Below are 26,608 nucleotides of genomic sequence, written 5' to 3'. Positions count from 1 at the left end.
CGGTAGTGTGAGAGGACGGCGGTTAGTCACCGCCTCCTACTCGATTTAATTGTGAAAAATATACAAAAAATGTATTTTAAAATTATGAAATGTATAAAAATATGAAAAAACATATTGACAAATTGTGTTTACATTGTAATAATGTAATTACTTTAATAAAACATTTTATAAAACATAAAATAAAACGACATGAAAAAGGAGGAAACAATTATGTTACAACAGGTAATGACAAATCCAGGAGAAATTATTTTCAGAGAGGTTCCGGTTCCGGAGGTAAAGGAAAATCAGGTTTTGGTAAAGATTATGAATATTGGTGTTTGTGGATCAGATATTCATGTTTATCATGGAAAACATCCGTTTACAAAATATCCGGTAACACAAGGACATGAGGTTTCCGGTGAGATTACAGAATTTGGAAAAAATGTCACAGAGTTTCATGTGGGACAGAAGGTGACGATAGAGCCTCAGGTATATTGTGGACATTGCTATCCATGTCGTCATGGAAAGTATAATCTCTGTGAGGAATTAAAAGTAATGGGATTTCAGACGACAGGAACAGCATCTGAGTATTTTGCAGTGGATGCATCTAAAGTAACACCTATTCCAGAAGATATGTCCTATGAAGAAGGCGCTATGATTGAACCTCTTGCTGTGGCAGTTCATGGTGTAAAACAGATAGGTGATGTGGCTGGCATGAATATTGCAGTTCTTGGAGCAGGACCGATTGGAAATCTCGTGGCACAGGCAGCAAAAGGAATGGGGGCAGCGAAAGTGATGATCACAGATATCAGTGATCTTAGACTGGCAAAGGCAAAAGAATGTGGAATTGATGTGTGTGTGAATACCAAAAATAAAGACTTCAGTGCGGCAATGCTCGAAGCATTTGGACCGGACAAGGCGGATGTGATCTACGACTGTGCCGGAAACAATATCACAATGGGACAGGCAATTAAATATGCAAGAAAAGGAAGCACGATTGTACTGGTGGCTGTTTTTGCAGGAATGGCAGAAGTAGATCTTGCAGTGGCAAATGACCACGAACTTGACATTAAGAGCACGATGATGTACCGCCATGATGATTATATAGATGGAATCAGATTGGTAAATGAGGGCAAAGTTCATTTGAAACCGCTCATCTCAAAGACATTTGCTTTTAAAGATTATCTGAAAGCATACCAGTATATTGATGATAACCGCGAGACAACGATGAAAGTAATTATCAACGTCAGTGAAAAGTAAGGAGTTCGTATGGAAAATAAATATGGAATTGTCGGAGTTGCCCATGTCGGGCTTCCGACAAACGATTTACAGAAAACAGTTGAGTTTTATAAGAGTCTTGGATTTGAAGTGATTATGCAGTCTTATAATGAAAAAGCAGGGGAAAAAGTGGCATTTTTACAGATAAAAAATTACTGTATAGAGACTTTTGAAAATGGGCAGGCGGCAATGTCAGACGGTGCATACCAACATGTTGCACTTGATGTGGAAGACATTGAAAGTATGTATCAGAAAATCTGCAATGAAAAATACACAATTATTACAGACGGAATCGAAGAACTACCATTTTGGGAAAATGGTGTGAAGTATTTTATGATTAAGGGACCAAATGAGGAAAGAATAGAGTTCTGTCAGAAACTCTGATAAAAATAGGAGAGACATATGGGAAGCGAAAACAAAAATGGAAAAGTACCGCTGATCAGTAAGATTGCATATGGGTTTGGTGATGTTGGATGTAATTTCAGCTGGATGTTCGTCAGTAATTTTCTGATGATATTTTATACAGACGTGTTCGGAATCAGTATGGCGGCTGTGTCAGCACTTATGCTTTTTTCAAGATTCTGGGATGCAATCAATGATCCAATCGTCGGGGGACTTACAGATAAAACAAAATCGAGATGGGGACGGTACCGTCCATGGCTGTTAGTAGCGGCACCAATCACAGCGATTCTTCTTGTTATGACATTCTGGGCAAGACCCGACTGGCCGCAGAATGGAAAGATCATTTATATGGTAATTACATATTGTCTGCTGGTTTTGGGGTATACCTGTGTGAATATTCCATATGGAACCTTGTGTGGTGCTATGACACAGGATATTGATGAACGTGCAAAAATAAATACATCCCGTTCGGTTGCAGCGATGATTGCAATTGGTGTGATAAATATTATCACAGTTCCACTGCTCAGCAAATTCGGCAGTCATAGTGCAAAGACAGGATATCTGACGGTTGCGGTCATATATGGATGTATTTTTACAGCCTGTCATTTCTTCTGCTTTGCGAAGACGAAAGAGGCAGTGCTTACTCCGGAAAAAGAAAAAATTTCTGTAAAGATACAATTGAAAGCAGTCATGCAGAACAGACCATATCTTCTTGCATTGGCAGGACAGATATTATTTGGATTTACACTGTATGGTAGAAACGCAGATATTCTGTATTACTTTACATATGTGGAAGGGAATGCCTCCTACTACACAACTTATTCGATGTGCATCATTATTCCTTCTATCATCGGGGCAGCCTGTTTTCAACCATTATTCCGCAAGTTAAATAACAAAGGAAGAACAGCATCTTTCTTTGCTTTATTTACAGGAATTTTCATGTTGACTATGTTTTTCTTCAATGCCAAAGAATCACCGGCTATTTTTTATGCATTATCTGGTCTCACACAGTTTTTTTTCTCTGGATTTAATACCGCAATCTATGCAATTATTCCAGACTGTGTGGAATATGGGGAGTGGAAAACCGGACTTAGAAATGATGGTTTTCAGTATGCATTTATTTCACTTGGAAATAAAGTCGGAATGGCAGTTGGAACAGCACTTTTAGCAGGATTACTTGGAAAATATGGTTATATTGCAAATCAGACACAAAATGCAATTGTACTTTCAATTATGAAACATGCATTTACGACGATTCCAGGTGCACTGTGGATTGTGACTGCGGTTGTATTATTTTTCTACCGGTTAAATAAAAAACGTTATAACGAGATTGTGGAAGAACTGAAAAATGGAAGAAAAAGTTGATATCGTGGCATTGGGAGAATTGCTGATTGATTTTACGGAAGCAGGACACAGTCAGGATGGGAGAAAATTGTTCGAACAGAATCCCGGCGGTGCTCCGGCAAATCTTCTAACCGTTGCAAGCCACTTTGGGTATCGCACATCTTTTTCAATCAGATCTAAGATATTTCCTATTGTTTGAAATAGCTTTTTGTAATAATCTACTTCCATTCCATGCATTAAACATATGGACTAATTTTCTCTGGTTGGATGGCTTGGAATAGTAAGCGGATATTTTAGGACTGATTTTAGTCTGACCAGTCATCCAGCGGCAAACCAGACCGTTGTCCATTGAAAAATCCTGATTTGCCGGATCATCCATAAAATCTTCAAATAATTCGTATAAAAAATCAGGCTGACTCATTTGATTACTTTCGCTGATATGGTTTTTTAAACAAGTGCTAATAGAAGAAAAATCGCATTGATTCAATAGAAATTCCCCTTTCGTAGTTAAGATTGAGTATATCTATCATAACACGAACGTATATTCAATTTAAGAAAATGCGGATATTTTTAAAGTGATTGTGTCAATTTACAATCAATTTCTATTCAATGTGGTTTTCCGGCAGGTTCTGTAAAATAAGCTCAGATCAAAAAAATAACGGGAGGAGCTTATGCAACAGAATATTGAATTTGAGCGGTGCATTGATTTTCTGGTACGGATGATTGATAAGTACGGCGATGAAGTCCTCCGGGACACTTCAAGGGATATTTCAAGGTATGCCGTTTGCCGTTATTACATTGACGGAAAAAAGACGCAGAGGTATAATAAAAAGGAGTTTACGGTCTTTTCACTATTAAAGTGGAGAGAGCGCATGAAATATAAAAGGATGAGGAAAAAATGAAAACCAAATACGAATTCAGAGACATTCTTCCAGAGGAGTTAGATCAGGTGATTCAGATCGAGCAGATCTGTTTTCCGCCAAATGAGGCCTGCTCTGCCAAGAGTATGAGAGAACGAGTGGCAAATGCACCCGAGACATTTATGGTTGCAGTGGATAAAGAAACAGGTAAAGTTGCCGGCTTTCTCAATGGGGTGGCAACAGACGAAGCAGTTTTTCGTGATGAATTTTTTACGGATAGTACTCTTCACAACCCGGAAGGAAAGAACGTTATGCTCCTTGGGCTTGATGTTCTTCCGGAGTATCGCCACCAGGGGCTTGCCCGTGAAATCATGACACAATATGTGGAAAGAGAGCAAAAAAGAGGACGCGAATGCCTGTACCTGACCTGTCTGGATAACAAAGTAGAGATGTACAAAAAAATGGACTACACCGACAACGGAATTTCCGGTTCCGCTTGGGGCGGGGAAGAATGGCATGATATGAGCAGGAAAATCAGATGATCCGGCTTCAGGATATTGCGGATATGGCGGGAGTGAGCAGGACTACCGTATCAAATGTAATAAATGGCAATACGAAAAGAGTTTCCCAGGAAACCATTGATAAAATAACGGCAATCCTGAAAGAACAGAATTATGTTCCGCATATGGGTTCCGTTATGCTGTCCGGACATGGTTCCAGGATCATAGGCGTGGTACTTGGTTTTGCCCAGGCTCATGGAATGTACTCCCTGCAGGACTCCTTTGTAGGAGAACTGGTAGGAACCATTCAGATGGAAGCTGAAATGAAAGGATACTATGTCATGCTGATCGGAGGGGAGAATATCCAGAACGTGGTGGATATTGCTTCCAGATGGAATGTAGAAGGACTGATCATTCTGGGATATAATGATGAAAAATATCGGAAATTGTCCAGAAAGCTGAATAAGAAAATGGTTCTCATAGATGCCTATCCCGCAGGAGAATATTTTTTCCAGAATGTGGGAGTGGATGATTATTCAGGCGGCTATCAGATTGGAAGTTACCTCTGTTCCTGCGGTTTTGACAAAGCTTTGTTTCTTGCAGAAACAGATATTGACAGTGATTACAGCCGTTGGATGGGCTTTAAGCAGGCTATGGAAAAAGAAGGAAAATTCTGCAGCCGCACTCGTCTGATCGTGATCCCGGGGGAAAGAAACCGCCGTATCCAGAAATATAAAGAACTTCTTCCGCGTTTTCTGCAGGTAAAAGCAGTGGCATTTTCCTCAGATTATGCCGCAATTGAGGCTATGAACTTTTTGTCAGATCATGGAATTAAGGTTCCGGAACAGGTATCTGTTACCGGCTTCGACGACAGTATCTATGCCAGAATGGTCCGTCCAAGACTTACAACAGTTCATCAGGATGTAGGTCAGAAGGCACATTTGGCGTTCAGCCGCCTGCTTCGGATGGTTGCCGGGGAGCAGTTAAAAGAGTTTAATATAAAAAGTCCGGTGTACCTTGTAAAAAGAGATTCTGTGAAAATATGAACAGATCGTTCAAAAGAATTTGAAGAGAAGACAGTCAGGCTATAGAGCCTGTTTGAAAAATCATTCCCGCAATCTGCACGCCCCACTTTGCGGTATATTTCACCCGAATTCGGTTGCCGTAGCCCGCTACGGCGCCCTCATCCGGGCGAAATCTCCCACAAATTGTGACGCACATCTTGCAGAAAGCCTTTTTCAAACACGCTCTGGAGCCTGACTGTTTTTTTCGTAACAGAAGCTTACGTTTGGATTCCCTGTTACATAAAGAAAACAATTTGCATGAAATCCCTGCTATCCGGGGAAATTATAAGACAGGGGGGACAATCTAAGAACTCATGAATCTTCATGATATAAAACTATACAATATGCACAAAATACAAAATAAAAGTTTGTCTACAATTTAAGTTTCTCGAGAAACCTGTTGATTTTGCAGGAAAGTTACGATATTATGAAGCCACCGAAAGGAAAGCAGGACAGACGTGTCCGGAAAAGCTTTCAAATAAACAAGTGCTGCGCAGCCTTCATTGAGTAAAATAATGGAGGAAAGAAAGATGAACAAGAAACTTATTTGCACATTAATGGCAGGTACATTGCTGGTTGGTACAGTTACCGGCTGCGGCAGTTCCTCTGAGGGAGATTCTTCTGCAAAAGGAACAGAACTGGAGCTTTTTTCCAGCAAGGCAGAAAACAAGGATATTCTTCAGAAGCTGGTAGACAAATTTAATGAGACACATGAGGACGTGACAATCAAGATCACAGCTCCGGCAGATGCAGGAACTGTATTAAAGACCAGAATGGCGAAGAATGATATGCCGGATATCGTTGCAATGGGCGGTGACAATAACTACACAGAGGTAGAAAGTGCCGGAATGCTGGTGGACTTAAGCAGCGAGGATTACATTTCCAATATTCAGGAATCCTACCTTCAGATGGTATATGATGTAAATAAGGATAAAGAAGAGAAAGCATATGGCGTTCCGTATGCAACAAACGCTTCCGGTGTCATTTATAACGTTGACAAATTCAAAGAACATGGAATTGAGATTCCAAAAACATGGGATGAATTCATTGATGTGCTCGAGAAACTTCAGGATGCAGGTGAACAGCCACTTCTTATGACATACAAAGATGCCTGGACAAGTAACTGCCCATGGAACAGTATTGCATCTGACCTTGCTCCGGAGAGCTTCAATGATGACCGTAAAGCCGGCAAGACCACATTCGTTGGAACACACGAGGAAATTGCAGAAAAATATATGAAGCTTCTTGACTATGCTCAGGATGATTTTATGGGACTTACCTATGATGATGGAAATAAAGCTTTTGCAAATGGCGAAGCAGCCATGATCATCAATGGAAACTGGGCAATCAACCAGTACAAAAATGCAAATGCAGATATCAATGTGGATATGTTTGCACTCCCGGCTTCCAATGAGAAATCCCAGAACTATGTAACCTCTGGTGTAGATGTACTTCTTGGTGTATGCAAAGACAGTGCAAATGAAGAAGTGGCAAAAGAATTTGTATCCTTTATGCTTGAGCCGGAAAATGCAAAAATGTACATTGATGATCAGTTTGCTTTCTCAGCTGTAAAAGGTGTAGAGCAGGAGAATGAGACAGTGGCAGGTGTGAAAGAAGATATTGCAGCTGGAAAGGTTGCAAACTTCCCAGATCATTACTATCCATCCGGATTTGATATGTCCGCACTTCTGACCGAAATGTGCCTGAACTACACAAACGGAATGGACAACGAGGAGAACATAAATCAGTTCCTTGCACAGTGCGATGAGAAATATGACATTGCAAATGTAGACTGATCTATATGACTGATGGAAAATACAGGCGAAAGGTGAAGAACGTGAACTGTCACCTTTTGATCCGTATGAATTGTAAGGCTGCTGGCCACTGAGTGAACAGCAGCCTTGTAAGAAAATAAGGGAGGATTCCATGAAGAATAAAGCCCCACGGAAAAAACCTGCTGTTAACCGGGTTTACTACATTTATGTAGGAATTCTTGCAGTTCTGTTTTTCACTTTCCACACCATTCCATTCTTAAAAGGTGTTATGTACAGTTTTACAGACTGGAGAGGATATGGAGAGTGGAATTTTGTAGGACTTCGAAATTATATCCATATGTTTTCTGATGTGGATACAGGAAATGCATATTTGTTTACATTCAAATTTGCGGTGATCACTACTATTCTGGTAAACGTGATCAGTCTGATCCTGGCCTGTGCATTAAATGCAAAGATCAAGTTTAAAAACACAATCAAAGCTTTTTATTTCCTTCCATATATGCTGGGAAGTCTGATCGTAGGATTTATTTTCAATTATATTTTTGCGAACCTGATTCCACAGCTGGGAAAAGGCCTTGGAATCAAAGCTTTAAGTGTAAATATTCTTGGAACCAATCATGCTATCTGGGGAATTGTTGCGGTATCCTTATGGATCGGATGCGCTTTTAACACCTTGATCTACATTGCAGGACTTCAGTCCATTGACACAGATGTATATGAGGCTGCTGACCTAGATGGAGCGACCGGCTTAAAAAGATTCAGCAAAATCACGTTCCCTCTGCTGGCACCATCTTTTACCATCAATATGGTACTTTCCGCAAAGGGTTATCTGATGGTTTACGATCAGATCATGGCTATGACAGATGGCGGTCCTGGAACCAGCACAACATCTATTGCAGTATTGATCTACAAAAAGGGCTTCGGAGGCGGACAGTTCGCTTATCAGTCAGCCAATGCGGTTATGCTTTTTGTTGTAGTAGTACTGATTTCCGTATTCCAGCTGCGTGTACTTGAGAAGAGGGAGGAAAAATTAGGATGAAACAGAATACAGTGAAAGTAAAAGAGCGTTACAACTGGCCTGTTACGATCCTTCTGATCATTGGAATCGTACTTGTCATCCTGCTGCCTCTTTATATGGCACTGATGATCGCCATCAAGGATCCCACAGATATGAACAATATTCTGGCACTGCCAAAGAAAATCAGACTTCAGAACTTTGCAGATGCCTGGGTAATGACTAATTTTCCGAGAAAGTTTCTTAATACAGCATTTATCACAGTGGTGAATCTGATTTTTACACTGATCACAAACTCTTTTGCCGCTTATGCCATCACAAGAAACCGTAAAAAGAGCAAATTCTTTTCCCTCATGTATTATTACTTTATCAGTGCCATGTTTATACCGTTCCAGGTAATCATGCTTCCGTTGGTTGTGCAGGCAAATGCTTTTCACCTGGATAATATTTTTGGAATTACATTCTTGTACATTATTTTCGGTCTTCCTATGAATACGTTCCTTTATACAGGGGCAGTAAAGGCAATTCCGGAGGCACTTGACGAAGCAGCCATGATTGACGGGGCAAATCCGATTCAGATTTTTTCCAGGATCATTTTCCCGGTTCTGAAGCCTACCACAGCTACAGTAGCAATTCTTTCCTTCATGTGGACCTGGAATGACTTTACCATGCCATTGGTACTGTTAAGTGATGAAAGCCAGCAGACACTGCAGCTTGCCCAGTATGTATTTAAAAAACAGTTTTCTGTTGATTATAATCTGGCATTTGCTTCTTATCTGCTTGTTCTGCTTCCAGTGCTGATCGTGTATATTTTCTGTCAGAAATGGATCATGAATGGTGTAGTAGCCGGTGCAGTAAAATAGAGAAAACAAATACGCGCCATGGGGATATTTCACTGCGGTCATGTACCGGGTAAGAATATTCTGTGGGAAAATAAATATAGAATATCAGGAGGACAGCCAGGAAATGAAGAAGAACTGGTGGAAAGAAAGTATTGTATACCAAATCTATCCAAAAAGCTTCAATGACAGCAATGGGGATGGAATTGGTGATATCAGAGGAATTATAGAGAAACTTGATTATCTGAAGGAACTTGGGGTAAATGTTCTGTGGATCTCACCTATGCTGGAGTCCCCACAGGATGACAATGGCTATGATATTTCAGATTATCGCAGAATTTACAAAGATTACGGAACCATGCAGGATTACGAGGAGCTACTTTTTCAGGCGCATGAGCGTGGAATCAAGGTGCTGATGGACCTGGTTGTAAATCATACTTCAGACGAACATCAGTGGTTCCTGGAGAGCAAAAAGTCCAAGGATAATCCGTACCGTGACTATTATATCTGGAAAAATCCGGTAAACGGAAAAGAGCCAAATAACTGGGGCGGTGCATTCGGCGGTTCTGCATGGGAATACGACAATGAGACACAGATGTATTACCTGCACCTGTTTTCCAAAAAACAGCCGGATCTGAACTGGGAAAATGAGAAAGTGCGCCAGGAAGTTTACGATATGATGAAATTCTGGTGTGACAAGGGAATCGACGGCTTCCGTATGGATGTGATCAGTATGATTTCAAAGGATCAGGCTTTCCCGGATGGAGAAGTGAAAAGCGGCCTGTATGGAGATTTCGGTCCATACAGCGTTCACGGTCCGCGGGTCCATGAATTTTTACAGGAAATGAACCGTGAGGTATTGTCCAAATATGATATCATGACAGTTGGGGAAACTTCTGGTGTTACCATTGAAGAGGCACAGAAATATGCCGGGGAAGACAGTGGCGAGCTGAATATGGTGTTCCAGTTTGAACATGTAGAAGATGCTTCCCCGCATGCGGAGTTTGGCAAATGGACCACTGACAGATATGACTTTAAGGCTTTCAAAAAGACGATGATCAAATGGCAGGAGGAACTTCAGGGAAAAGCATGGAACAGTCTTTTCCTGGGAAATCATGATCAGCCAAGAAGCGTTTCCAGATTTGGAAATGACAATCCGGCATACAGAGAGACTTCTGCAAAAATGCTGGCAACCTGTCTTCATATGATGCAGGGAACCCCTTATGTATATCAGGGGGAAGAGCTTGGCATGACAAACGCATATTTTAATAAGCTGGAAGATTATAAGGATATTGAGAGCATTCAGTATTATACGGAGCTGACAGATGCAGGCTGATGGAGCCGGATTATATGATGAAATGTCTGATGCTCAGAAGCCGTGACAATGCAAGAACACCTATGCAGTGGGATGATTCAGAAAAAGCAGGCTTTACAGATGGAGAGCCGTGGATTAAAATAAATCCGAACTGTAAAGAAATCAATGCAGCCAGTCAGTTGGATGATCTGGATTCCATTTTCCATTATTATCAGAAACTGATCGCTCTTCGCAAGGAGAAAGATATTATTGTGTACGGTGAGTTTGAACCGCTTTGCCGTGAGGATGACCAGATTTTTGCATATATGAGAAAGCTGGATGAGGAAAGACTTCTTACAGTCTGCAATTTCAGTGAGCAGTCAGCAGAATTTGAAGTTCCTGCAGAATTTGAAGGTTCCCGGTGCCTGATTACAAACCTTGACCGAAAAGTATTTAAGGGTAAAATCGTGCTGAAACCATATGAGGCATTTGTGTTATATAAATAAACAGGTTACTGGACGAGAAACGGACAGCAGATAACCAGACTTAAAGGGGCAAAATTTTTTGCCTCTTTTTTGAAAGACGAGGAAGATTGTTATGATCAGAAAATACAGATACGGAGCTCCTTTTGATACGGAGGCAGTAACAGAGAAGATTGAAACAGCGAATGGCGCTTTTCCTTATGGAAAAATCAGCCTGGAAAAGGGCTTTGATTTTACATATGTGATGGATGAGGATGATATTGTTTATGGGCTTGGGGAAGCCAACCGCGGCATCAATAAAAGAGGATACTGCTATATCAGCAATTGTACCGATGATCCAAACCATACGGAAGACAAGCGTTCTTTGTATGGTGCCCACAACTTTATCATTGTAAGCGGAAAGACAACATTTGGACTGTTTTTCGATTACCCTTCTGAACTGACTTTTGATATTGGATATACCAGAATGGACACCCTGAAAGTGACATGCGCAGATGCAGACCTGAATGTGTATGTGATTGAAGGTGAATCTGCCTATGATATTGTAAAGCAGTTTCGCCATGTGATCGGACGCAGCTATATTCCCCCGAAATTTGCATTTGGTTTCGGACAGAGCAGATGGGGATATACCACCAAGGAGGATTTTCGCAAGGTGGCAGCAGGATACCGTGAGAATCACATTCCCCTGGACATGATCTACATGGATATTGATTATATGGATTCCTACAAGGACTTTACGTTGAATCCGGAGAATTTCCCTGATTTCCCGGATTTTGTAAAAGAGATGAAAGACCAGGAGCTACGCCTGATCCCTATTATTGATGCTGGTGTAAAAGTGGAAAGCGGCTATGAGGTTTACGAGGAAGGTGTGGAAAAAAGATACTTCTGCCAGCGGGAGGATGGAAGTGATTTTGTGGCAGCCGTATGGCCGGGGGATACTCATTTTCCGGATTTTCTGAACAAGGATGCCAGAAAGTGGTTTGGAGACAAATACAGCTTCCTTATTAGCCAGGGGATTGAAGGCTTCTGGAACGATATGAATGAGCCTGCTATTTTCTATTCCTCAGAGGGAATGGAAGAGGCGAAGAAACTTGCCGGAGAGTTTTCCCAGGATAAAGAAGGTAAGATCCACATTTGGAAAATGCAGGGCGAGCTAAACGGACTCGCAAACAACCCAGAAGATTACCGCAGATTTTATCATAATGTGGATGGCAAAAAGATCCGTCACGACAAGGTACATAACCTGTTTGGCTACAATATGACAAGAGCAGCAGGCGAAGCATTCGACCGCATTGATCCGGAGAAGCGTTTCCTGATGTTTTCCCGTTCCTCCTATATTGGAATGCACCGTTACGGCGGAATCTGGATGGGAGACAATAAATCCTGGTGGTCACACATTCTTCTGAACCTGAAAATGCTGCCGTCTCTGAATATGTGCGGATTCCTTTACACAGGAGCAGATCTTGGCGGATTTGGTGCGGATGCAACAAGAGACCTGGTGCTTCGCCATATGGCACTTGGGGTATTTACTCCGCTTATGCGTAACCATTCCGCAATCGGAACAAGAGAGCAAGAGTGCTATCAGTTTGAGAATGTTGAGGATTTCCGAAATGTGGTAAATACGAGATACCGCCTTGTTCCGTATCTGTACAGCGAATACATGAAGGCCGCTTTAAACGATGATATGTATTTCAAACCACTTGGCTTTGTTTATCCGGATGATAAGATGGCAATCCGGGTGGAAGACCAGCTGATCCTTGGAAATGAGATTATGATCGCACCGGTTTACGAGCAGAACGCAAGAGGGCGTTATGTTTACCTTCCGGAAGAAATGAGGTTTGTGAAATTTCTGACAGACGGAAGCATTTTTGAGGAGATTCTGGAAAAGGGCGTTCATTATGTGGAGGTTGCCTTAAATGAAGTGCCTCTGTTTATCCGTAGTGGTAAGTGTATTCCGGTTGCAGAGGCTGCGGAGTGTGTGAAGGATATTGATACTTCCAAACTCACTATGCTGGGATATGAAGGCAGCAGTTATACTTTGTACGAGGATGATGGCGTGCATAAGGAGTACGATAAGGCTGAGAATTATAGAAAATTAGAAAAATAACAGAATGAAAAGATCCATTGAAAGTCTTTGGAAATTTCACGACGAGGTTTAAAAGATTTTTTAAACAGGATCCAGAAGACAGAAAATCGGAGCTAGCCATCAATTGCCAGCTCCGATTTTTTCAGATACCATATCGATAAACCACACCAACAGAATCAATCCCAGCATGATTGCACCAGCTTTTTCCCAGGCATATTGATTCATGGAAAAAATAAGGGGCGCTCCGATTCCGCCTGCGCCTACCAGACCGAGAACGGAAGCTTCACGGATGTTTACATCAAACCGGTAGAGGATGATAGAGGTGAAAACAGGCTTCAGCTGCGGCAGGACACTGTGGCAGATGGCGGGAAGAGGACGGACCCCCATGGCCAGCAGCGCATGATAGGGACGAGGGTCCAGGGCATCTAGTGCTTCTGTAAATCTTTTGGTGAGAAGTCCGATACTGCATACGGCCAATGTCAGCACTCCTGTGAAAGCTCCTGGCCCGGATACCCGGATGAAAATCAGTCCATACACCAGAAAAGGCACCGAACGGATTACCATGATCACCAGGTTAAAAAGAAAGGACACAGGAGCAGGTACGAAACGTTTGGTATTTAGAAAAGCCAGCGGTGCAGATACAATGGCTCCGATTACCGTTCCAATAAAAGCAATGCACACTGTTTCCAGTAAAAGATACCCAAGCCCATCTTTTTCAGCCGAGAAAAAGAAGCTCCAGTCTGGCTGCAGAAAGCCAGCAAACATATTTCGCAAAGTCTGTGGACTGGTTCTGGAAAAATCCGGCAGGGAAAGGGTAAACGTGCAGATCAGAAACAGGGCAGCCAGAAACAGAAGCAGCAGTCTGGCCTGCTCTTTTTTTATTGTGCGCTCTTTTCGTATCAAGGCGGCCAGATACCGACTGAAATATTCAATCACACACACTGTTAGAAACAGCATCAGCAGAATGGTCCCCACTTTGTCATACTCCAACCAGGAAATCTTCTCATTGAGAAGCAGTCCGATACCGCCAGCTCCCACATATCCTAAAATGGAGCTGTGCCGTACATTGGTTTCCAACAGGTAAAGTGCATTGGTGAGAAATCCAGGAATGATCTCTGGTAGAATTCCATGGATATAAGCTACATACTTTGAAACACCCATAGCCCGAAGTGCCTGGTAAGCTTTTACATCGGCGGCACTTGCATCCTCGTAGGTAAGTTTTGTCATAATGGCAAAGGTGTACAATGTAATGGCAAAAGTACCTGCAAAAGTTCCAAGCCCGAAAAGAAAGGTAGCAGTAAGCGCCAGAATCAAGGCTGGAAAAGAACGGAGAATCTGGATTACAATTCTAAGTATCCGTCGTATTACAGCTGGAAATCCTAAGTTTGCAGCGCCAAAAGGCGAGAGTACAAGGGCAAAAAAGATGCCAAGTACCGTTCCGGTAACAGACATCTGAATGGTGTAAAAAAGTGGCAGCAGGATCTTCTGAATATAGGAAAAATCTGGCGGGATCATATCCACGACCAAGTCGGTGAGGTGGCTCCTTCGTTTCCAGAAAGTTACAAGGTCACAGTCTGTGAAATTTGCTGCAAGGAAAAACAAAATCAGAAAAGAAATTGGAACAGCAAATTTTGCCACAATGGAATTTTTGCTTGTTTTGTTATCATTCATAAGCGACACCTCGCTTATTCTCTATCTGAGTATCATTTTTGTTATAAATCTGTGTGGTGATAGAATCAGTCAGATCAGCAGTCTTACCGTCAAATACAACCTTGCCATCTTTCAGACCAATAAGTCGGTCGGAGAACTCCTGGGAGAATTCCAGATTATGGCTGTTCATTAAAATGGTGACACCATCAGTCTCATGAATACTCTTCAGCAACCCTAGAATCTGTCTCCCGGTAACTGGATCAAGAGACGCCACCGGTTCATCTGCCAGCAGGATCGCCGGGTGCCGCATAAGTGCTCTTGCAATTGCCACCCTTTGCTTTTGTCCGCCAGACAGATTCTTAATCGGTTCCTCTGCCTTTTCCGGAAGTCCAACCCGATACAGCAGTTTCAGAGCTTCTTCTTTACGTGTTTTTCCATAAAGTCCAAACACGCCCTGAAAAAAGCCCATATCAGGAAGTCCGGCAGTCAGCACATTCTTCAGACAGGTAGAATTCTCCACCAGACAAAAGTCCTGATAAATAGTTGCAATGGATTTTTGCAGTTCACGTTTTTTCCTTCCTTTTAGAGAATCAAAGCGCTTATCATCCAGAAGCACATGTCCGCCAGTGCACTCCATCATTCCATTGAGAATGCGAAAGAGCGTTGTCTTCCCCGCCCCCGAGGCCCGATCACCGAGACAAACTCTCCCTGCGAGACGGAGAAATCCACATCTGCCAGGGCTTTTGTGCCATTATGAAATTTTTTTGCGATATGCTGAATCTGTAAATTCATAGATAAAATTGACCTCGTTTAAAACTACTGCCGAGGCAAATAATCTGCCCCGGCAGTTTAAAATATTTTGTAACTATTCAGAAAAGTTGAAGTCTATTCCATAGACTTCAGCAGCTCCTGCGCCTCTCGTTCGCCATCGTAATTGGAGTCATCGCCCCATTCATATCCAACCTGGCTGAACACGCTGATAATATCTTTTCCCTCGTCCGTATTCGCAATCTCAATAAAGGAATCTCCCAGCGCCTGGCGGAAATCTTCATCCTGCATAACTTCAGAAGTTTTGCTGTAGGCAATCATATCATTGTAAATCTTATCTGTAACTCCGATCACACCAGTCTGATTTACCATATCATCTGTACCTCCGAAGGTCTCTTTCCATTCCGGTGCGTATTTGGTACGGATGTGGCCATAAGAAACCATCACATCAGCCTGTCCGGAAGCCAGACGTGCAAGAGAGGTTGTATAAGAATCAGATTCTACCGCATTTGCCAGATCACTGATTCCCTTTCCATATTTTTCGTTCAGCCATAAGCTTGGATAAATATAACCGGAAGCTGAAGTTGGTCCCATAACAGCCCAGGTAGCATCGTTCAGATCATCCCAGGTAAGCTCTTCGCCGTTATTTACCTTTTCCAGTAAAGCCTGTCCCTTTTCGCTTGGACCTGCCAGAATAATAGAACGGTAATAGGTAGACATCTCATCGGTGTTTTCTTCGATTGTACCATCATTCCAATCTTTCGGATCATCAGAATCTTTGTTGATTCCATAGCGAAGGGCGGTAAGAAGAACGTCACAGTCATCAGAGAAAAGTACATAATTTCCGCCTGAAATAAATCCGATATCTGCGCTTCCAGCACTTAAAGCCTGGCCAACAGCGGTGTAGCTTGTACCTACTGTCATGTCCACGTTCTCCACGTCATACCCCTTGGTGAGCAATGTTTCCTTCAGTAAATCTTCCAGCGGCTCGGTAGCAGTGGTGATAGTGTCGGAATCCGCGTATGGGGAAAATGCAATCTTCAGAGAATCAATCGTCTTAGTGTCCTCTGCAAAAACAGTGACAGCGCTCCCTGCGGTAAGTCCCAGGCATAATGCCATGGAAAGTGCGGATACAATGTGTTTCTTCATAGTGAAATACCTCCATGCTTTTGTTTGATCATATAATGTGTTACTGCGCATTTGAAATGTTACGCAAAGCGAATCGCTGCGAATAAAATGGGCAGTAACTTTATTTCTGCTGGAAGTCGGTTATAACGAGAAAATTGCCCAATTTCTTACTATAGAATGTTTGAAAAAATTTTCTGCAAAGCTGGGAATAGAGATTACAGCAATGGATTCTCAAATATGCCATGGTGAGAAGGGCTCATTATTCATATAAATAAAAATACATGCCTCCCAGCATGTATCGAAAATGACTTTCGAGCAGATGCTGACAATCCACCTGCAAAAAAAGGTGAACAGGTTTCGGTCGATCCTGACGGGATCCTCTCAACCCGGACTTACGGGCTCCCTCGCAATCTGGTTTTCGTCATCACAAATTCTGACCGCAGCACAAGGGCGCTCCCCCTGGTGCTGCATTCCGTTAACCGGATAAATTGTATCATACCTGCCCTGGAATTACAATAAAAAATTCTGGCATAGCATTTGTAAAAATGTAAAAATGGAGATGGAGATGGAGATGGAGATGGAGATGGAGATGGAGAAGTTATTGCTTATTCGAAGTTCAATAATATGGAAAAAACATGGCAGTTCTCCATCGAAAATAATTGACGTGGTATATGCTTTAGTGAGGGAAAGAAAAATCCCCGTAACAGATCAAATTTAAGGTCTGTTATGGGGATTTATGTGTAGGAATAGTTATAAAAAAGTGTAAAACTCTATAATTTCAATCCGTTATTGTGGAAAGCATGCAATTATTTAATTGCATCCAGCGCATTGGAAATATCCGCGATCAGATCCTCTTTATCTTCAAGACCAAGGCTGATACGGATCAGCTCTGCCGGTACACCAGCTTCGATAAGCTGCTCGTCTGTCATCTGTCTGTGGGTGGAGGTGGCAGGGTTCAGGCAACAGGTTCTTGCATCTGCTACGTGAGTCTCAATTGCGCCAAGCTTTAAGTTCTGCATAAAGGTGGAAGCTGCCTCGCGGCCGCCCTTCAGACCGAAGGAAACAACACCGCAGCCGCCGTTTGGCAGATATTTCTTCGCTCTGTCATAGTATTTATTAGATGGAAGTCCAGGGTAATTTACGTAAGCTACCTTCGGATGGCTTTCCAGAAATTCTGCTACAGCCTGTCCATTCTCCACATGCTTCGGCATGCGTACATGCAAGGACTCCAGTCCAAGATTCAGGATGAAAGCACTGTTTGGGGACTGCATGGAACCGAAATCACGCATAAGCTGAGCGGTACATTTCGTGATGAATGCGCCTTCTTTTCCAAATTTCTCAGCATATGTAATTCCGTGATAGCTCTCATCTGGGGTGCAAAGTCCTGGATATCGGTCTTTGTGCGCCATCCAGTCAAAGTGACCGCCATCAATTATAGCACCGCCTAATGCTGCACCATGTCCATCCATGTATTTGGTGGTGGAGTGAGTAACAATGTCAGCACCCCATTCGATGGGGCGGCAGTTCACTGGTGTAGGAAAGGTATTATCTACTACAAGGGGAACCCCATGTTCGTGAGCAACTTTTGCAAAAAGTTCAATATCCAGGACGGTAAGTGCCGGATTCGCAATGGTTTCGCCGAACATAACCTTGGTATTTGGCTTGAAAGCTGCGTTTAATTCTTCTTCTGTAGCATCAGGGGAAACGAAGGTTGCGGTGATTCCCATTTTGGCCATGGTAACAGAGATCAGGTTGAAGGTTCCGCCGTAAATGGAGGAAGAAGCTACAATATGGTCTCCACACTCGCAGATATTGAATAGTGCCATGAAATTAGCTGCCTGTCCGGAAGAAGTAAGCATAGCTGCGGTTCCACCTTCCATTGATGCAAGCTTGGCTGCTACATGGTCGCAGGTGGGATTCTGAAGACGGGAGTAAAAATAGCCCTCAGCCTCAAGGTCGAAAAGCTTTCCCATATCCTCGCTGGTGTCGTATTTGAATGTTGTTGACTGAATAATCGGGATCTGTCTTGGTTCACCATTGCCAGGTTTATATCCAGCCTGAACACATTTTGTTCCCATTCTGTAATTGTTCATGATGTGCCTCCTCATTTGGTAAAATAAGCTCCCTGTGGAGAAGTGTTCACAGAGAGCGTTCACATAGAGATATAGTATCATTTTTTTATAAAAATAGCAACGGCTTGATGCAAATTGTGACGTACATCCTGCAGAACGGGTTACTGTTCACTCCGTTCACAGTAACGCGCTTCGCGATGCACAGAAATCAAGCATTCGCATGATTTCGCGCCGCACTTCTCGGGTTTTCTGTGAACTTTGTTCACAAAAAACATCTCGCAGAACGTTACCAGTGAACAGTAACAGAACGGGTTACTGTGAGCGGTCACTTCTTATTTCGCGAAATATCTTCAATGATCGTGGTATTTATGTCATCTTCATACAGACGCATCTGCACTTGCATAGGTGTGGGATCGTTGGTGAGTTTCATTCTTCCGAAGTGGTTAAAGAAGAACAGGATGCCGAGACCGATACCGATGGAATAGGAGATTTCCAGAACAGTATTGCCGGTTGTGGGCTGTCCGGTGACTTGGGTGTAGATCTGCTCAAATAGAGCGGGGATGTCTACGTCATTGTTAAAGGTCATAATGGAAAAGCCTGCACCGAAAAAGGTGGCGAGGCAGACAAATATGACTTTGCACCATCTTATAACAATATTGACAGTTCCTTCCTTCTGATAGGTGATGATGAAGTTTGGTTCGCCAATATGCGTAATATCAAGATCAGGCTCTTTGAGCTGGATATCATTTATAAGATCCATAACAGAAATCACATACCGGCCTGTCTTGTCCGGATCCAGGTTTGCTACCGGGAGAACCCTTAGGTGATTTAAAATTTTGGAATTGGTGCAGGATAGCTTGGCAATGTCCTGAAGATAGACATGGGGGTGATGGACCTCCACGTTTTCTTCGGTTTGAATGTATAGTGTGTCACTCATGAAATTCACTCCCATTGTAAAAAATGTTGGTTTCAGGCAAGGATAAAGTACGTTGTTATTCTTTCATTTTCGGTTTAAAAAACCAGCTTGCCAGATAAGAAAAAATCAGGGCTGCAGAGACACCAGCTGCGCAGGCGGTGAAGCCTCCTGTGAAAAGCCCGATGACACCATCTGTGTCGATGGCTTCTTTCAGACCTTTCCATAGTGTATTCCCGAAACCAAGTAATGGCACAGCAGCACCGGCACCGGCGAAATCAATCAGAGGCTGATAAATGCCTATGGCGCCAAGAATAGAGCCGGTGCATACCAGAAGAACCATGACACGTCCAGGCATAAGTTTGGTTTTATCAAGTAAAATCTGGACAAGGGCGCAGATCAGGCCACCTACCCAGAATGCATTAAAATAGTCCATGAAATCATCTCCTCATAGATACAGAAAAAGATAGTTGGTAGAGACAGATTATAATTAATACAGTACGGCTTATAGGACTGCAATTATACAGAAAGTACGCACAATTATTTAGTTTACTGCTTTTGATCTTTTTTTGAAACATGCTCTAATACTACAGCATGTGCAATCCCCGGAATGGAATCTCCCTCATTAAAACTTGTTTTGGAAAGCAATGCTCCTGTAGGAACAAAGAGCACCTTTTTCCAGGTTCCTTTTGCCAGTTCCGGCAGAATATAAGCAGCCAGCACAGATGCACTGCATCCACAACCACTTCCACCAGAATGAGTATCCTGTGTTTCACCATCAAAGATTAAAAGTCCACAGTCCTGATAAATGGACTCTATATCATATCCTTTTTCTTTTAACAGATCCAGCAGGATCCGTTTTCCAACAGCTCCCAGGTCTCCGGTGAAGATTGCATCATAATCATCAGGTGTTCGGTCAAAGTCACAAAAATTCCGGTAAATGGTATCGCAGGCGGCAGGTGCCATGCATCCACCCATGTTTAGAGAATCCTTAAGTCCAAAGTCAATCAGCTTTCCAGTGGTGAGTCCTGTTATTTGGACACATCCTTCTGCTGAAATTAGCGGATCAGTCTTTTCCGGAATTTCCGGAACAGGCAAAGTTCCGGAGAGAACACAGGCACCGCTCCCGGTAACCGTCCACGTGGCTGAGAGAGGACGCTGGTTTCCGTAAGCCAGAGGAAATCGGAATTCTTTTTCTGCGCTGGCAAAATGGCTGGAAGTGGCACAGAGAATATGTTCTCCGTATCCGGCTGCAACAGACATGGCGCCAAGAGAGAGGGATTCCCCTATGGTGGAGCATGCACCGAAAAGTCCGTAAAATGGGATTCCCATTCCGGCAATTCCAAAGGAAGAGGCGGTAGTCTGAGCCAGAAGATCACCTGCGAAGGTCATGCGGATATCCCCTGGAGTAAGTCCGGCTTTTCCAAGGGCCAATGCGGCTGCTTCTTTTTGCATGGTGCTTTCCGCAGCTTCCCAGGTAGCCTCTCCAAACATAGGTTCTTCGCAGACCAGATCAAATTTGCTTCCAAGAGGTCCTTCCCCTTCCTTTTTTCCAACTACAGAAGCACAGCTTACAACGTAAACCGGATTCTGAAAGCTCATACTGGCAGAACCGGTAAGTCTGGCTGGTGTCTGTGGATTCATGAAATCACCTCCATTATTTTCAGAAGATAGTAGATCACTCCGGCAATCCAGGAACTCATGATTCCGTAAAGGATTACAGGACCTGCAATGGTGAAAATCTTGCAGCCGATTCCAAAGACCTGACCCTCCGTTTTATATTCAATGGCAGGGGCGGCTACGGAATTAGCAAAACCGGTGATTGGAACCAGACTTCCCGCTCCGCCAAATTTTCCAATCTTTGGATAAATATTAAATCCAGTAAGAATAACACTGATGAAAACCAGGGTAACAGAACACCAGGTACCGGCCATATCCTGGTCTAATCCTCTGGATTTTGCAAAATTTGTTATAATCTGCCCAACGACACAGATTACACCGCCTGTGAGAAAAGCCTTTGCCATGTTCATGGGAAGACTGTGGGTAGGGGTGATCTGTTTTACATAGTCGGCGTATTGTTTCTGCTTTGCTTTTGGTATGGAACTGTTCATAAATGCCTCCTGTAGCTATGATGAATGGAATTGCTTGCTTAGAGTACAGTAACGTTTTGGTTTCTATTATTATGTGAAAAAATATGTAAAATATACTTTCTTTTTAGCTGAATTTATACTATCATGATAGTATTGTTATAGTTATTACGGAAGATGATGCTATTGCTCATAAACAGAATGACAGTAGCCTCATATTATAAACCGAAGAAGAGAGGTACCTTATGGGAAAATATTTTATAGGGAAGGGAGTACAGCTCCTTACAGAGGAAACTGAGAATAAGATCAGAATCTATAAGCTGGGACTGCTTCAGCCGGAATTTGGACATATGCCATGCATCAGTGGGAATGCATTCACTTTTCTATTGGCAGAAGAAGGAGAAATACAGTGTCAGATAAATCAGGAAAAAGTAGATCTGGAAGCTGGCGAGGCGTTATTTATCAATGCAGGACAGTCCTATCGTCTGGTCAGAAGTGAGAAGGAAAGCAGCAGTTTTTATATAATTGAGGTGGCTGGAGAGTATCTGGCAGCTGGAGATGAGAGCCTTCAGAATAAATATATTTCACCGGTTGCAGAAGCAGAATCCTTCGCTTATTGCAGGTTTATGCCGTCAGCTGAGGAAGATACAGATGAAGACATTCTTCTTCAGGCACTTCTCGCCGCTGCGCAGACAGCAGAAGGCAGGGATATGGCCTATGAACTGGATATGAAGAGCTGGCTGTTCACTGCATGGGGAAGTCTTTATAAGAAATTTGCCCAGCCGCGTCCGGAATGTAAGAATGCAGTGATCAGAGAACGGGTGAAACTGAATCGTATGACAGGATATCTCACTGAGCATTGTAACGAGAAACTGACTCTTTCTGCTATGGCAGAAGCATGTCAGGTAAGCACTGGTGATTTTTGCCGTTTCTTTAAGAAACATATGGAGATGACTCCATTCGAATATTTGCAGAAATGCAGAATTTGGAACAGTATGGATGCAGTTCTGGAGAAGACAGCTTCCATGGGAGATATTGCAGTGGAAAATGGTTTTGCAGGAGCAAGCTATTTTTCAGAGACTTTCCGAAAAGAGATGGGCTGTTCTCCTGCAGATTATCGGAAATGGTACCGTGACCTGTCAGATGAATGTCCGATAATCACCGGAGAAAATAAAGAAGAAAGCGCCAAGGTGTCAAAGAAGGATAAAAAAGGAAAGTCTGGTAAAAACGTTCCTTCTTATTTATTATAGAAAATTAGCTGCGTTGATTTTTTTACGCAATTCAGGGAAACCACCGTTTATAAAAATAATACAAAGATCCCAAAGCTTTTCCGAGGCCACTGCGATCACGACCCATCGGATTCCATTGGTCAGTTTGATCCTTCTGGAAAAGATGGGGAAAACATCTGCCATCTCAGCAAGTGCCATGATCCATCCGCCCAGGAAGATACCGGAAAAAAGTCCATAAAGGAGCAGAGTAAAGGTTCCGCCTGGAATGTGCCAGCCATAGAGGAAAAAAAGATTACCACATACAATGCCAAGAAGCGTAATATCTTCATATAACAATATATGTTTTCCTGTATGAGTGATACCGGCATAGCGGGGAACGATGGAAAGACCGATAAGCAGGCCAACTACACCGCCTGCGATGATGATTCCAGAGCAGAAGCCAACTATGGATAGGAAAATTTGCTGGAGCATGGGTGAGATCTCCTTTCACGAAACGAACCTGTCGCTGAGAAAAGTTTGTTGTTTTGCAACTGTCATAACAACATTTAGTATGGAAAGAATCTTGGAAAATATGCGTTTTTTCTGTACATTTGTGAAGTTAAATAGTATAATAAAACGATGCGGCAATGGAAAGAATAGGATTGGCGCAGATATCATTTGATAGAAAAGTTGAGTATAGAAAGATAGAGGATGTAAATCTGTGAATGTAAATTTAAAACAGCGGTTCCAGGAAATTCTGGAAGATAACCGGATACTGGAAGCGGAGCTTATGAGCAGGCATACTACATTCCGAATTGGCGGTCCGGCAGATTTCTTTCTGGTACCGGAGAATGCTGATGAGATTAAGAAAATCATAGCTGTTTGTAAGGAAAAAAATGTTCCGTATTTTATTCTTGGAAATGGAAGCAATCTTCTTGTAAGCGACAAGGGCTATCAGGGAGTAGTAGTGCAGCTGTATAGAAACTTTGGACAGATCAGAGTTGAAGACAGCAGGATCCACGCCCAGGCAGGAGCTCTTTTATCTGGAATTGCTGCAGCTGCAAGAGAGGCATCGCTGACTGGCTTTGAGTTTGCAGGGGGAATTCCGGGAACCTTAGGCGGCGCTGTGGTGATGAATGCAGGAGCGTATGGCGGAGAAATGAAGGATGTTCTGAAAGAAGTCACGGTTCTTACTCCAGAGGGCGGAGTCCTGACCTTGCAGGCAGATGAACTTCACATGGGTTATCGAACCAGTGTGATAAAAGAAGCAGGCTATATTGTTCTGGAAGCTGTCATTTCTCTTGAAAAGGGTGATCAGGAGGAGATTCGCAGCCGTATGCAGGAGCTAGCAGGGATGCGAACCAGCAAGCAGCCACTTTCTTATCCAAGTGCAGGAAGCACTTTCAAACGGCCAGAGGGCTATTTTGCAGGCAAACTGATCATGGACAGCGGATTGCGAGGCTATCAGGTAGGCGGTGCTCAGGTTTCTGAGAAGCATTGCGGTTTCGTGATCAATACAGGAAATGCCACAGCGAAAGATGTTACCACGTTGATGTCTGATGTTCAAAGAATTGTTATGGAGAAATTTGGTGTGAAGCTTGAACCAGAGGTGAAGTTTCTGGGAGAATTCTAGAGCCATGAAGAATCCTTTGGAATGGATTTAAGACACATAAGAGGCAGAAGAGTCCGTTTTACTGCTACTGGTCAGGCCGTGAGCAGTGACACTGTTTTGCCCGGCAGGAGATAAATTATGCGATTTGTAATTGTTACAGGCGTTTCCGGCGCAGGTAAGTCTACTGTGCTGAAAATGCTGGAGGATGCCCACTATTTTTGTGTGGACAATCTTCCTATTCCATTGGTGGAGAAATTTGCTTCCCTGATGCTGGAAGTACATGAAGAAGGAGTCCAGAATGCGGCTCTTGGTATTGATGCCAGAAGCGGTCACTCTCTGGAAGAACTGGCACAGGTTCTGGATCATATGAAAGAAGCTGGATATGATTTTGAGATTCTTTTTATGGATGCAGAAGATTCCGTGCTGGTAAAGCGTTATAAGGAAACCAGACGCAGCCATCCGCTTGCCAGTAACGGCAGGGTAGATGACGGAATCCGTCTGGAACGCCAGAAAATGGATTTTCTTCGTAAGAGAGCTGATTATATTATTGATACCAGTCACCTTCTTACAAGGGAGCTGCGCCAGGAAATTGAGAAGATTTTTGTAAATAATGAAAAATTCTGTAATATGATGGTCACGGTTCTGTCTTTTGGATTTAAGTATGGAATTCCGGCAGATGCAGACCTGGTATTCGATGTGCGTTTTCTTCCGAATCCATATTATGAGGATGAATTACGTCCCCTTACCGGTATGGATGAGAGCGTGTTTAATTATGTAATGGATAATGAGACCGCAAGGATTTTTGCAAATAAACTGGAAGATATGGTGGAGTTCCTGATTCCTAAGTATGCACAGGAAGGTAAAACAAGCCTTGTAATTGCAGTTGGCTGCACAGGGGGCAAGCACCGTTCTGTTACCATTGCAAGGGAGTTGTACAGCCGGATTGCCAGAAATGGTGAATATGGTTTTCGATTGGAGCACAGAGATGTGGATAAAGATCGCCTATTGAAAAAATAGAAAGAGGAGATCGTGGAATGTCTTTTTCAGGGATGGTGAAAGAAGAACTTTCCAGGCATATCGGCTCCGGAAGACACTGCAGGATTGCGGAACTGGCTGCAATCTTTACTTTCTGCGGCAGCCTGGAGGCTGGAACTGATGGGAGAAAATCCCTGCGTATCCAGACAGAAAATGAGGCACTTTCAAGAAAAGGCTTTACATTATTGCAAAAAACATTTAATATAGAGACAGATGTATCAAATTCCCGGATTGACCGTTTCAGAAAGGGAAATCTTTATTGTATTTCCATTATTGATCAGTTTTTAGTAAAGGAAATACTGGATTCTGCCAAGCTGGAATTTTCGGGAGTGAGCGGAGGGATGCCACTTGTATCCAATTCTATTGTATATCAGAGGGATTGCTGCAAAAGGGCGTTTGTACGCGGTGCTTTTCTCTCGGCAGGTTCGATCAGTGATCCTCAGAAGGGATACCATTTCGAAATTGTATGTCCCAGCCAGGAGATCAGCGGGCAGCTGCAGGAAATTATTCACAGCTTTCATATAGATGCCAAGATGGTTCTGCGTAAGAAGTCTTATGTACTCTATGTGAAGGAAGGGGCGCAGATTGTAGACATGCTTGCTATTATGGAAGCAAATGTAGCTCTTATGGATCTGGAGAATATCCGTATCCTGAAAGAGATGCGCAATTCTGTGAATCGGAAGGTAAACTGTGAGACTGCTAATATAAATAAGACGGTTAATGCAGCAGTGAAGCAGATCGAGGATATCAGACTTCTTGAGGAAAAGGTGGGCCTGGAGAGTCTGAATGAAGGACTTGAAGAGATCGCCAGATTGCGGCTGCAGTATCCGGAAGCAACACTTAAAGAACTAGGATTGATGTTGAACCCACAGGTTGGAAAGTCTGGAGTAAATCACCGGCTTCGTAAATTAAGCCTGCTTGCAGATGACCTGAGGGAAAACAAGGAGGAGTTATTATGATTAAAAAACCAATCACCATTCACCTGTCCACAGGGCTTGAAGCCAGACCCGTTGCACAGCTGGTACAGGTGGCAAGTCAGTTCAACAGTGAAATCTACGTAGAAGTAGGTAAGAAGAAAGTAAATGCCAAGAGTATTATGGGTATGATGACACTGGGACTTGACGCCGGTGAGGAGATTACACTTTCTGCTAATGGTGAAGATGAAGAAGCTGCGATGAGCAGTATTGAACAGTATCTGAGCAACCAGTAAAGGCTGC

25 protein-coding genes and 4 pseudogenes are annotated in these 26,608 nt (G+C 42.9%); 19 read left to right on the top strand and 10 right to left on the bottom strand.

Annotation, left to right across the window (positions count from 1 at the left end; all coding sequences use genetic code 11):
- Positions 1 to 210 precede the first annotated feature (210 nt).
- The 7 genes and pseudogenes from DW904_RS13320 (at position 211) to DW904_RS13285 (ending at position 5,409) form a co-directional block, all read left to right on the top strand.
- Entirely contained in the window at positions 211 to 1,239 is a 1,029-nt protein-coding gene (locus DW904_RS13320; RefSeq protein ID WP_118581284.1) for an alcohol dehydrogenase catalytic domain-containing protein, read from the top strand.
- Positions 1,240 to 1,248: 9 nt separating this feature from the next.
- Positions 1,249 to 1,641, top strand: coding sequence for a VOC family protein (locus DW904_RS13315; RefSeq protein ID WP_117760520.1), 393 nt, complete (start codon positions 1,249 to 1,251; stop codon positions 1,639 to 1,641).
- Positions 1,642 to 1,659: 18 nt separating this feature from the next.
- Positions 1,660 to 3,024: an MFS transporter gene (locus tag DW904_RS13310; protein WP_118581281.1), complete on the top strand. Its 1,365-nt coding sequence runs from the start codon at positions 1,660 to 1,662 to the stop codon at positions 3,022 to 3,024.
- Positions 3,008 to 3,169: pseudogene (locus DW904_RS13305) on the top strand (carbohydrate kinase); the annotation flags it as partial. The gene DW904_RS13310 and the pseudogene DW904_RS13305, both read left to right, overlap by 17 nt.
- A gap of 505 nt (positions 3,170 to 3,674) precedes the next feature.
- Positions 3,675 to 3,905: a hypothetical protein gene (locus tag DW904_RS13295; protein ID WP_118581275.1), complete on the top strand. Its 231-nt coding sequence runs from the start codon at positions 3,675 to 3,677 to the stop codon at positions 3,903 to 3,905.
- Positions 3,902 to 4,405, top strand: a complete 504-nt coding sequence (locus tag DW904_RS13290; protein ID WP_118581272.1) for a GNAT family N-acetyltransferase — start codon at positions 3,902 to 3,904, stop codon at positions 4,403 to 4,405. The genes DW904_RS13295 and DW904_RS13290 overlap by 4 nt, the downstream gene beginning before the upstream one ends.
- The gene (locus DW904_RS13285; RefSeq protein WP_118581269.1) at positions 4,402 to 5,409 is read left to right on the top strand and encodes a LacI family DNA-binding transcriptional regulator; all 1,008 of its coding nucleotides are present in this window, start codon (positions 4,402 to 4,404) and stop codon (positions 5,407 to 5,409) included. The genes DW904_RS13290 and DW904_RS13285 overlap by 4 nt, the downstream gene beginning before the upstream one ends.
- A gap of 34 nt (positions 5,410 to 5,443) precedes the next feature.
- On the opposite strand, the pseudogene DW904_RS25655 reads toward DW904_RS13285, so the two are convergent.
- Positions 5,444 to 5,545: pseudogene (locus DW904_RS25655) on the bottom strand (DUF6783 domain-containing protein); the annotation flags it as partial.
- On the opposite strand from DW904_RS25655, the gene DW904_RS25650 reads away from it, so the two are divergent.
- From DW904_RS25650 to DW904_RS13260, 6 genes and pseudogenes are all read left to right on the top strand, one after another.
- A complete protein-coding gene (locus tag DW904_RS25650; protein WP_313721529.1) occupies positions 5,504 to 5,623 on the top strand; it encodes a DUF6783 domain-containing protein in 120 nt (39 codons plus the stop codon). The pseudogene DW904_RS25655 and the gene DW904_RS25650 overlap by 42 nt on opposite strands.
- Before the next feature lie 334 nt (positions 5,624 to 5,957).
- Positions 5,958 to 7,223, top strand: a complete 1,266-nt coding sequence (locus tag DW904_RS13280) for an extracellular solute-binding protein (protein ID WP_118581266.1) — start codon at positions 5,958 to 5,960, stop codon at positions 7,221 to 7,223.
- A gap of 130 nt (positions 7,224 to 7,353) precedes the next feature.
- On the top strand, positions 7,354 to 8,241 hold the full coding sequence (locus DW904_RS13275) for a sugar ABC transporter permease (protein ID WP_118581263.1): 888 nt from the start codon (positions 7,354 to 7,356) through the stop codon (positions 8,239 to 8,241).
- Entirely contained in the window at positions 8,238 to 9,080 is an 843-nt protein-coding gene (locus DW904_RS13270; RefSeq protein ID WP_118581260.1) for a carbohydrate ABC transporter permease, read from the top strand. Before DW904_RS13275 ends, DW904_RS13270 begins: the two co-directional genes overlap by 4 nt.
- A gap of 103 nt (positions 9,081 to 9,183) precedes the next feature.
- Positions 9,184 to 10,856, top strand: a pseudogene (locus DW904_RS13265) (alpha-glucosidase).
- 91 nt (positions 10,857 to 10,947) lie between these two features.
- On the top strand, positions 10,948 to 12,939 hold the full coding sequence (locus DW904_RS13260; RefSeq protein ID WP_118581257.1) for a TIM-barrel domain-containing protein: 1,992 nt from the start codon (positions 10,948 to 10,950) through the stop codon (positions 12,937 to 12,939).
- Between the two features lie 99 nt (positions 12,940 to 13,038).
- Here the strand turns inward: DW904_RS13260 and phnE are convergent, their stop codons facing one another.
- The 3 genes and pseudogenes from phnE to DW904_RS13245 form a co-directional block, all read right to left on the bottom strand.
- Positions 13,039 to 14,589 carry a phosphonate ABC transporter, permease protein PhnE gene (phnE, locus tag DW904_RS13255; RefSeq protein WP_118581255.1) on the bottom strand — a complete coding sequence of 517 codons (1,551 nt, stop codon included), beginning with the start codon at positions 14,587 to 14,589 and terminating at the stop codon, positions 13,039 to 13,041.
- A pseudogene (locus DW904_RS13250) lies at positions 14,582 to 15,238 on the bottom strand (ATP-binding cassette domain-containing protein); the annotation flags it as partial. The pseudogene DW904_RS13250 and the gene phnE, both read right to left, overlap by 8 nt.
- Before the next feature lie 215 nt (positions 15,239 to 15,453).
- Positions 15,454 to 16,485: a PhnD/SsuA/transferrin family substrate-binding protein gene (locus DW904_RS13245; protein WP_118581249.1), complete on the bottom strand. Its 1,032-nt coding sequence runs from the start codon at positions 16,483 to 16,485 to the stop codon at positions 15,454 to 15,456.
- 544 nt (positions 16,486 to 17,029) lie between these two features.
- Here DW904_RS13245 and DW904_RS22925 point away from each other — a divergent pair.
- On the top strand, positions 17,030 to 17,182 hold the full coding sequence (locus tag DW904_RS22925) for a hypothetical protein (protein ID WP_202187719.1): 153 nt from the start codon (positions 17,030 to 17,032) through the stop codon (positions 17,180 to 17,182).
- Between the two features lie 88 nt (positions 17,183 to 17,270).
- On the opposite strand, the gene DW904_RS13240 is transcribed toward DW904_RS22925, so the two are convergent.
- From DW904_RS13240 to DW904_RS13220, 5 genes are all read right to left on the bottom strand, one after another.
- On the bottom strand, positions 17,271 to 18,557 hold the full coding sequence (locus DW904_RS13240) for an O-acetylhomoserine aminocarboxypropyltransferase/cysteine synthase family protein (RefSeq protein WP_118581246.1): 1,287 nt from the start codon (positions 18,555 to 18,557) through the stop codon (positions 17,271 to 17,273).
- A gap of 304 nt (positions 18,558 to 18,861) precedes the next feature.
- Complete coding sequence (locus DW904_RS13235) at positions 18,862 to 19,473, bottom strand: stage V sporulation protein AA (RefSeq protein ID WP_118581243.1); 612 nt, start codon at positions 19,471 to 19,473, stop codon at positions 18,862 to 18,864.
- A gap of 55 nt (positions 19,474 to 19,528) precedes the next feature.
- Positions 19,529 to 19,885, bottom strand: a complete 357-nt coding sequence (locus DW904_RS13230) for a SpoVA/SpoVAEb family sporulation membrane protein (protein WP_118581240.1) — start codon at positions 19,883 to 19,885, stop codon at positions 19,529 to 19,531.
- 113 nt (positions 19,886 to 19,998) lie between these two features.
- Complete coding sequence (locus DW904_RS13225; protein WP_118581237.1) at positions 19,999 to 21,093, bottom strand: stage V sporulation protein AD; 1,095 nt, start codon at positions 21,091 to 21,093, stop codon at positions 19,999 to 20,001.
- On the bottom strand, positions 21,090 to 21,560 hold the full coding sequence (locus tag DW904_RS13220) for a SpoVA/SpoVAEb family sporulation membrane protein (RefSeq protein ID WP_118581234.1): 471 nt from the start codon (positions 21,558 to 21,560) through the stop codon (positions 21,090 to 21,092). Before DW904_RS13220 ends, DW904_RS13225 begins: the two co-directional genes overlap by 4 nt.
- A gap of 221 nt (positions 21,561 to 21,781) precedes the next feature.
- On the opposite strand from DW904_RS13220, the gene DW904_RS13215 reads away from it, so the two are divergent.
- Positions 21,782 to 22,786: an AraC family transcriptional regulator gene (locus DW904_RS13215; RefSeq protein ID WP_118581232.1), complete on the top strand. Its 1,005-nt coding sequence runs from the start codon at positions 21,782 to 21,784 to the stop codon at positions 22,784 to 22,786.
- Here the strand turns inward: DW904_RS13215 and DW904_RS13210 are convergent.
- A complete protein-coding gene (locus DW904_RS13210; RefSeq protein WP_243110416.1) occupies positions 22,781 to 23,236 on the bottom strand; it encodes a stage V sporulation protein AB in 456 nt (151 codons plus the stop codon). The two genes, DW904_RS13215 and DW904_RS13210, sit on opposite strands and share 6 nt — an antisense overlap.
- A 229-nt stretch (positions 23,237 to 23,465) precedes the next feature.
- Between DW904_RS13210 and murB the strand changes: the two genes are divergently transcribed.
- The 4 genes from murB to DW904_RS13190 all read left to right on the top strand — a co-directional run bounded on the left by murB (position 23,466) and on the right by DW904_RS13190 (position 26,601).
- A complete protein-coding gene (gene murB, locus DW904_RS13205) occupies positions 23,466 to 24,377 on the top strand; it encodes a UDP-N-acetylmuramate dehydrogenase (protein WP_118581229.1) in 912 nt (303 codons plus the stop codon).
- A gap of 117 nt (positions 24,378 to 24,494) precedes the next feature.
- Entirely contained in the window at positions 24,495 to 25,373 is an 879-nt protein-coding gene (gene rapZ / locus DW904_RS13200) for an RNase adapter RapZ (protein ID WP_118581226.1), read from the top strand.
- Positions 25,374 to 25,390: 17 nt separating this feature from the next.
- Positions 25,391 to 26,350 carry a DNA-binding protein WhiA gene (whiA, locus tag DW904_RS13195; protein WP_118581223.1) on the top strand — a complete coding sequence of 320 codons (960 nt, stop codon included), beginning with the start codon at positions 25,391 to 25,393 and terminating at the stop codon, positions 26,348 to 26,350.
- Positions 26,347 to 26,601 carry an HPr family phosphocarrier protein gene (locus DW904_RS13190; RefSeq protein ID WP_118581220.1) on the top strand — a complete coding sequence of 85 codons (255 nt, stop codon included), beginning with the start codon at positions 26,347 to 26,349 and terminating at the stop codon, positions 26,599 to 26,601. The genes whiA and DW904_RS13190 overlap by 4 nt, the downstream gene beginning before the upstream one ends.
- Positions 26,602 to 26,608 lie beyond the last annotated feature (7 nt).

Source organism: Ruminococcus sp. AM42-11 (genome assembly GCF_003480145.1).
Classification (GTDB): domain Bacteria; phylum Bacillota; class Clostridia; order Lachnospirales; family Lachnospiraceae; genus Blautia_A; species Blautia_A faecis.
The sequence above is the reverse complement of the archived record's forward strand: the minus strand, read 5'-3'. Positions and strand labels throughout refer to the sequence as shown.

Bases quoted from the DNA above. Each gene is read 5' to 3' on its own strand.
- DW904_RS13320 (WP_118581284.1), top strand. From the start codon at position 211: ATGTTACAACAGGTAATGACAAATCCAGGAGAAATTATTTTCAGAGAG.
- DW904_RS13315 (WP_117760520.1), top strand. From the start codon at position 1,249: ATGGAAAATAAATATGGAATTGTCGGAGTTGCCCATGTCGGGCTTCCG.
- DW904_RS13310 (WP_118581281.1), top strand. From the start codon at position 1,660: ATGGGAAGCGAAAACAAAAATGGAAAAGTACCGCTGATCAGTAAGATT.
- DW904_RS13295 (WP_118581275.1), top strand. From the start codon at position 3,675: ATGCAACAGAATATTGAATTTGAGCGGTGCATTGATTTTCTGGTACGG.
- DW904_RS13290 (WP_118581272.1), top strand. From the start codon at position 3,902: ATGAAAACCAAATACGAATTCAGAGACATTCTTCCAGAGGAGTTAGAT.
- DW904_RS13285 (WP_118581269.1), top strand. From the start codon at position 4,402: ATGATCCGGCTTCAGGATATTGCGGATATGGCGGGAGTGAGCAGGACT.
- DW904_RS13280 (WP_118581266.1), top strand. From the start codon at position 5,958: ATGAACAAGAAACTTATTTGCACATTAATGGCAGGTACATTGCTGGTT.
- DW904_RS13275 (WP_118581263.1), top strand. From the start codon at position 7,354: ATGAAGAATAAAGCCCCACGGAAAAAACCTGCTGTTAACCGGGTTTAC.
- DW904_RS13270 (WP_118581260.1), top strand. From the start codon at position 8,238: ATGAAACAGAATACAGTGAAAGTAAAAGAGCGTTACAACTGGCCTGTT.
- DW904_RS13260 (WP_118581257.1), top strand. From the start codon at position 10,948: ATGATCAGAAAATACAGATACGGAGCTCCTTTTGATACGGAGGCAGTA.
- phnE (WP_118581255.1), bottom strand. From the start codon at position 14,589: ATGAATGATAACAAAACAAGCAAAAATTCCATTGTGGCAAAATTTGCT.
- DW904_RS13245 (WP_118581249.1), bottom strand. From the start codon at position 16,485: ATGAAGAAACACATTGTATCCGCACTTTCCATGGCATTATGCCTGGGA.
- DW904_RS22925 (WP_202187719.1), top strand. From the start codon at position 17,030: ATGGAGATGGAGATGGAGATGGAGATGGAGAAGTTATTGCTTATTCGA.
- DW904_RS13240 (WP_118581246.1), bottom strand. From the start codon at position 18,557: ATGAACAATTACAGAATGGGAACAAAATGTGTTCAGGCTGGATATAAA.
- DW904_RS13235 (WP_118581243.1), bottom strand. From the start codon at position 19,473: ATGAGTGACACACTATACATTCAAACCGAAGAAAACGTGGAGGTCCAT.
- DW904_RS13230 (WP_118581240.1), bottom strand. From the start codon at position 19,885: ATGGACTATTTTAATGCATTCTGGGTAGGTGGCCTGATCTGCGCCCTT.
- DW904_RS13225 (WP_118581237.1), bottom strand. From the start codon at position 21,093: ATGAATCCACAGACACCAGCCAGACTTACCGGTTCTGCCAGTATGAGC.
- DW904_RS13220 (WP_118581234.1), bottom strand. From the start codon at position 21,560: ATGAACAGTTCCATACCAAAAGCAAAGCAGAAACAATACGCCGACTAT.
- DW904_RS13215 (WP_118581232.1), top strand. From the start codon at position 21,782: ATGGGAAAATATTTTATAGGGAAGGGAGTACAGCTCCTTACAGAGGAA.
- DW904_RS13210 (WP_243110416.1), bottom strand. From the start codon at position 23,236: ATGCTCCAGCAAATTTTCCTATCCATAGTTGGCTTCTGCTCTGGAATC.
- rapZ (WP_118581226.1), top strand. From the start codon at position 24,495: ATGCGATTTGTAATTGTTACAGGCGTTTCCGGCGCAGGTAAGTCTACT.
- whiA (WP_118581223.1), top strand. From the start codon at position 25,391: ATGTCTTTTTCAGGGATGGTGAAAGAAGAACTTTCCAGGCATATCGGC.
- DW904_RS13190 (WP_118581220.1), top strand. From the start codon at position 26,347: ATGATTAAAAAACCAATCACCATTCACCTGTCCACAGGGCTTGAAGCC.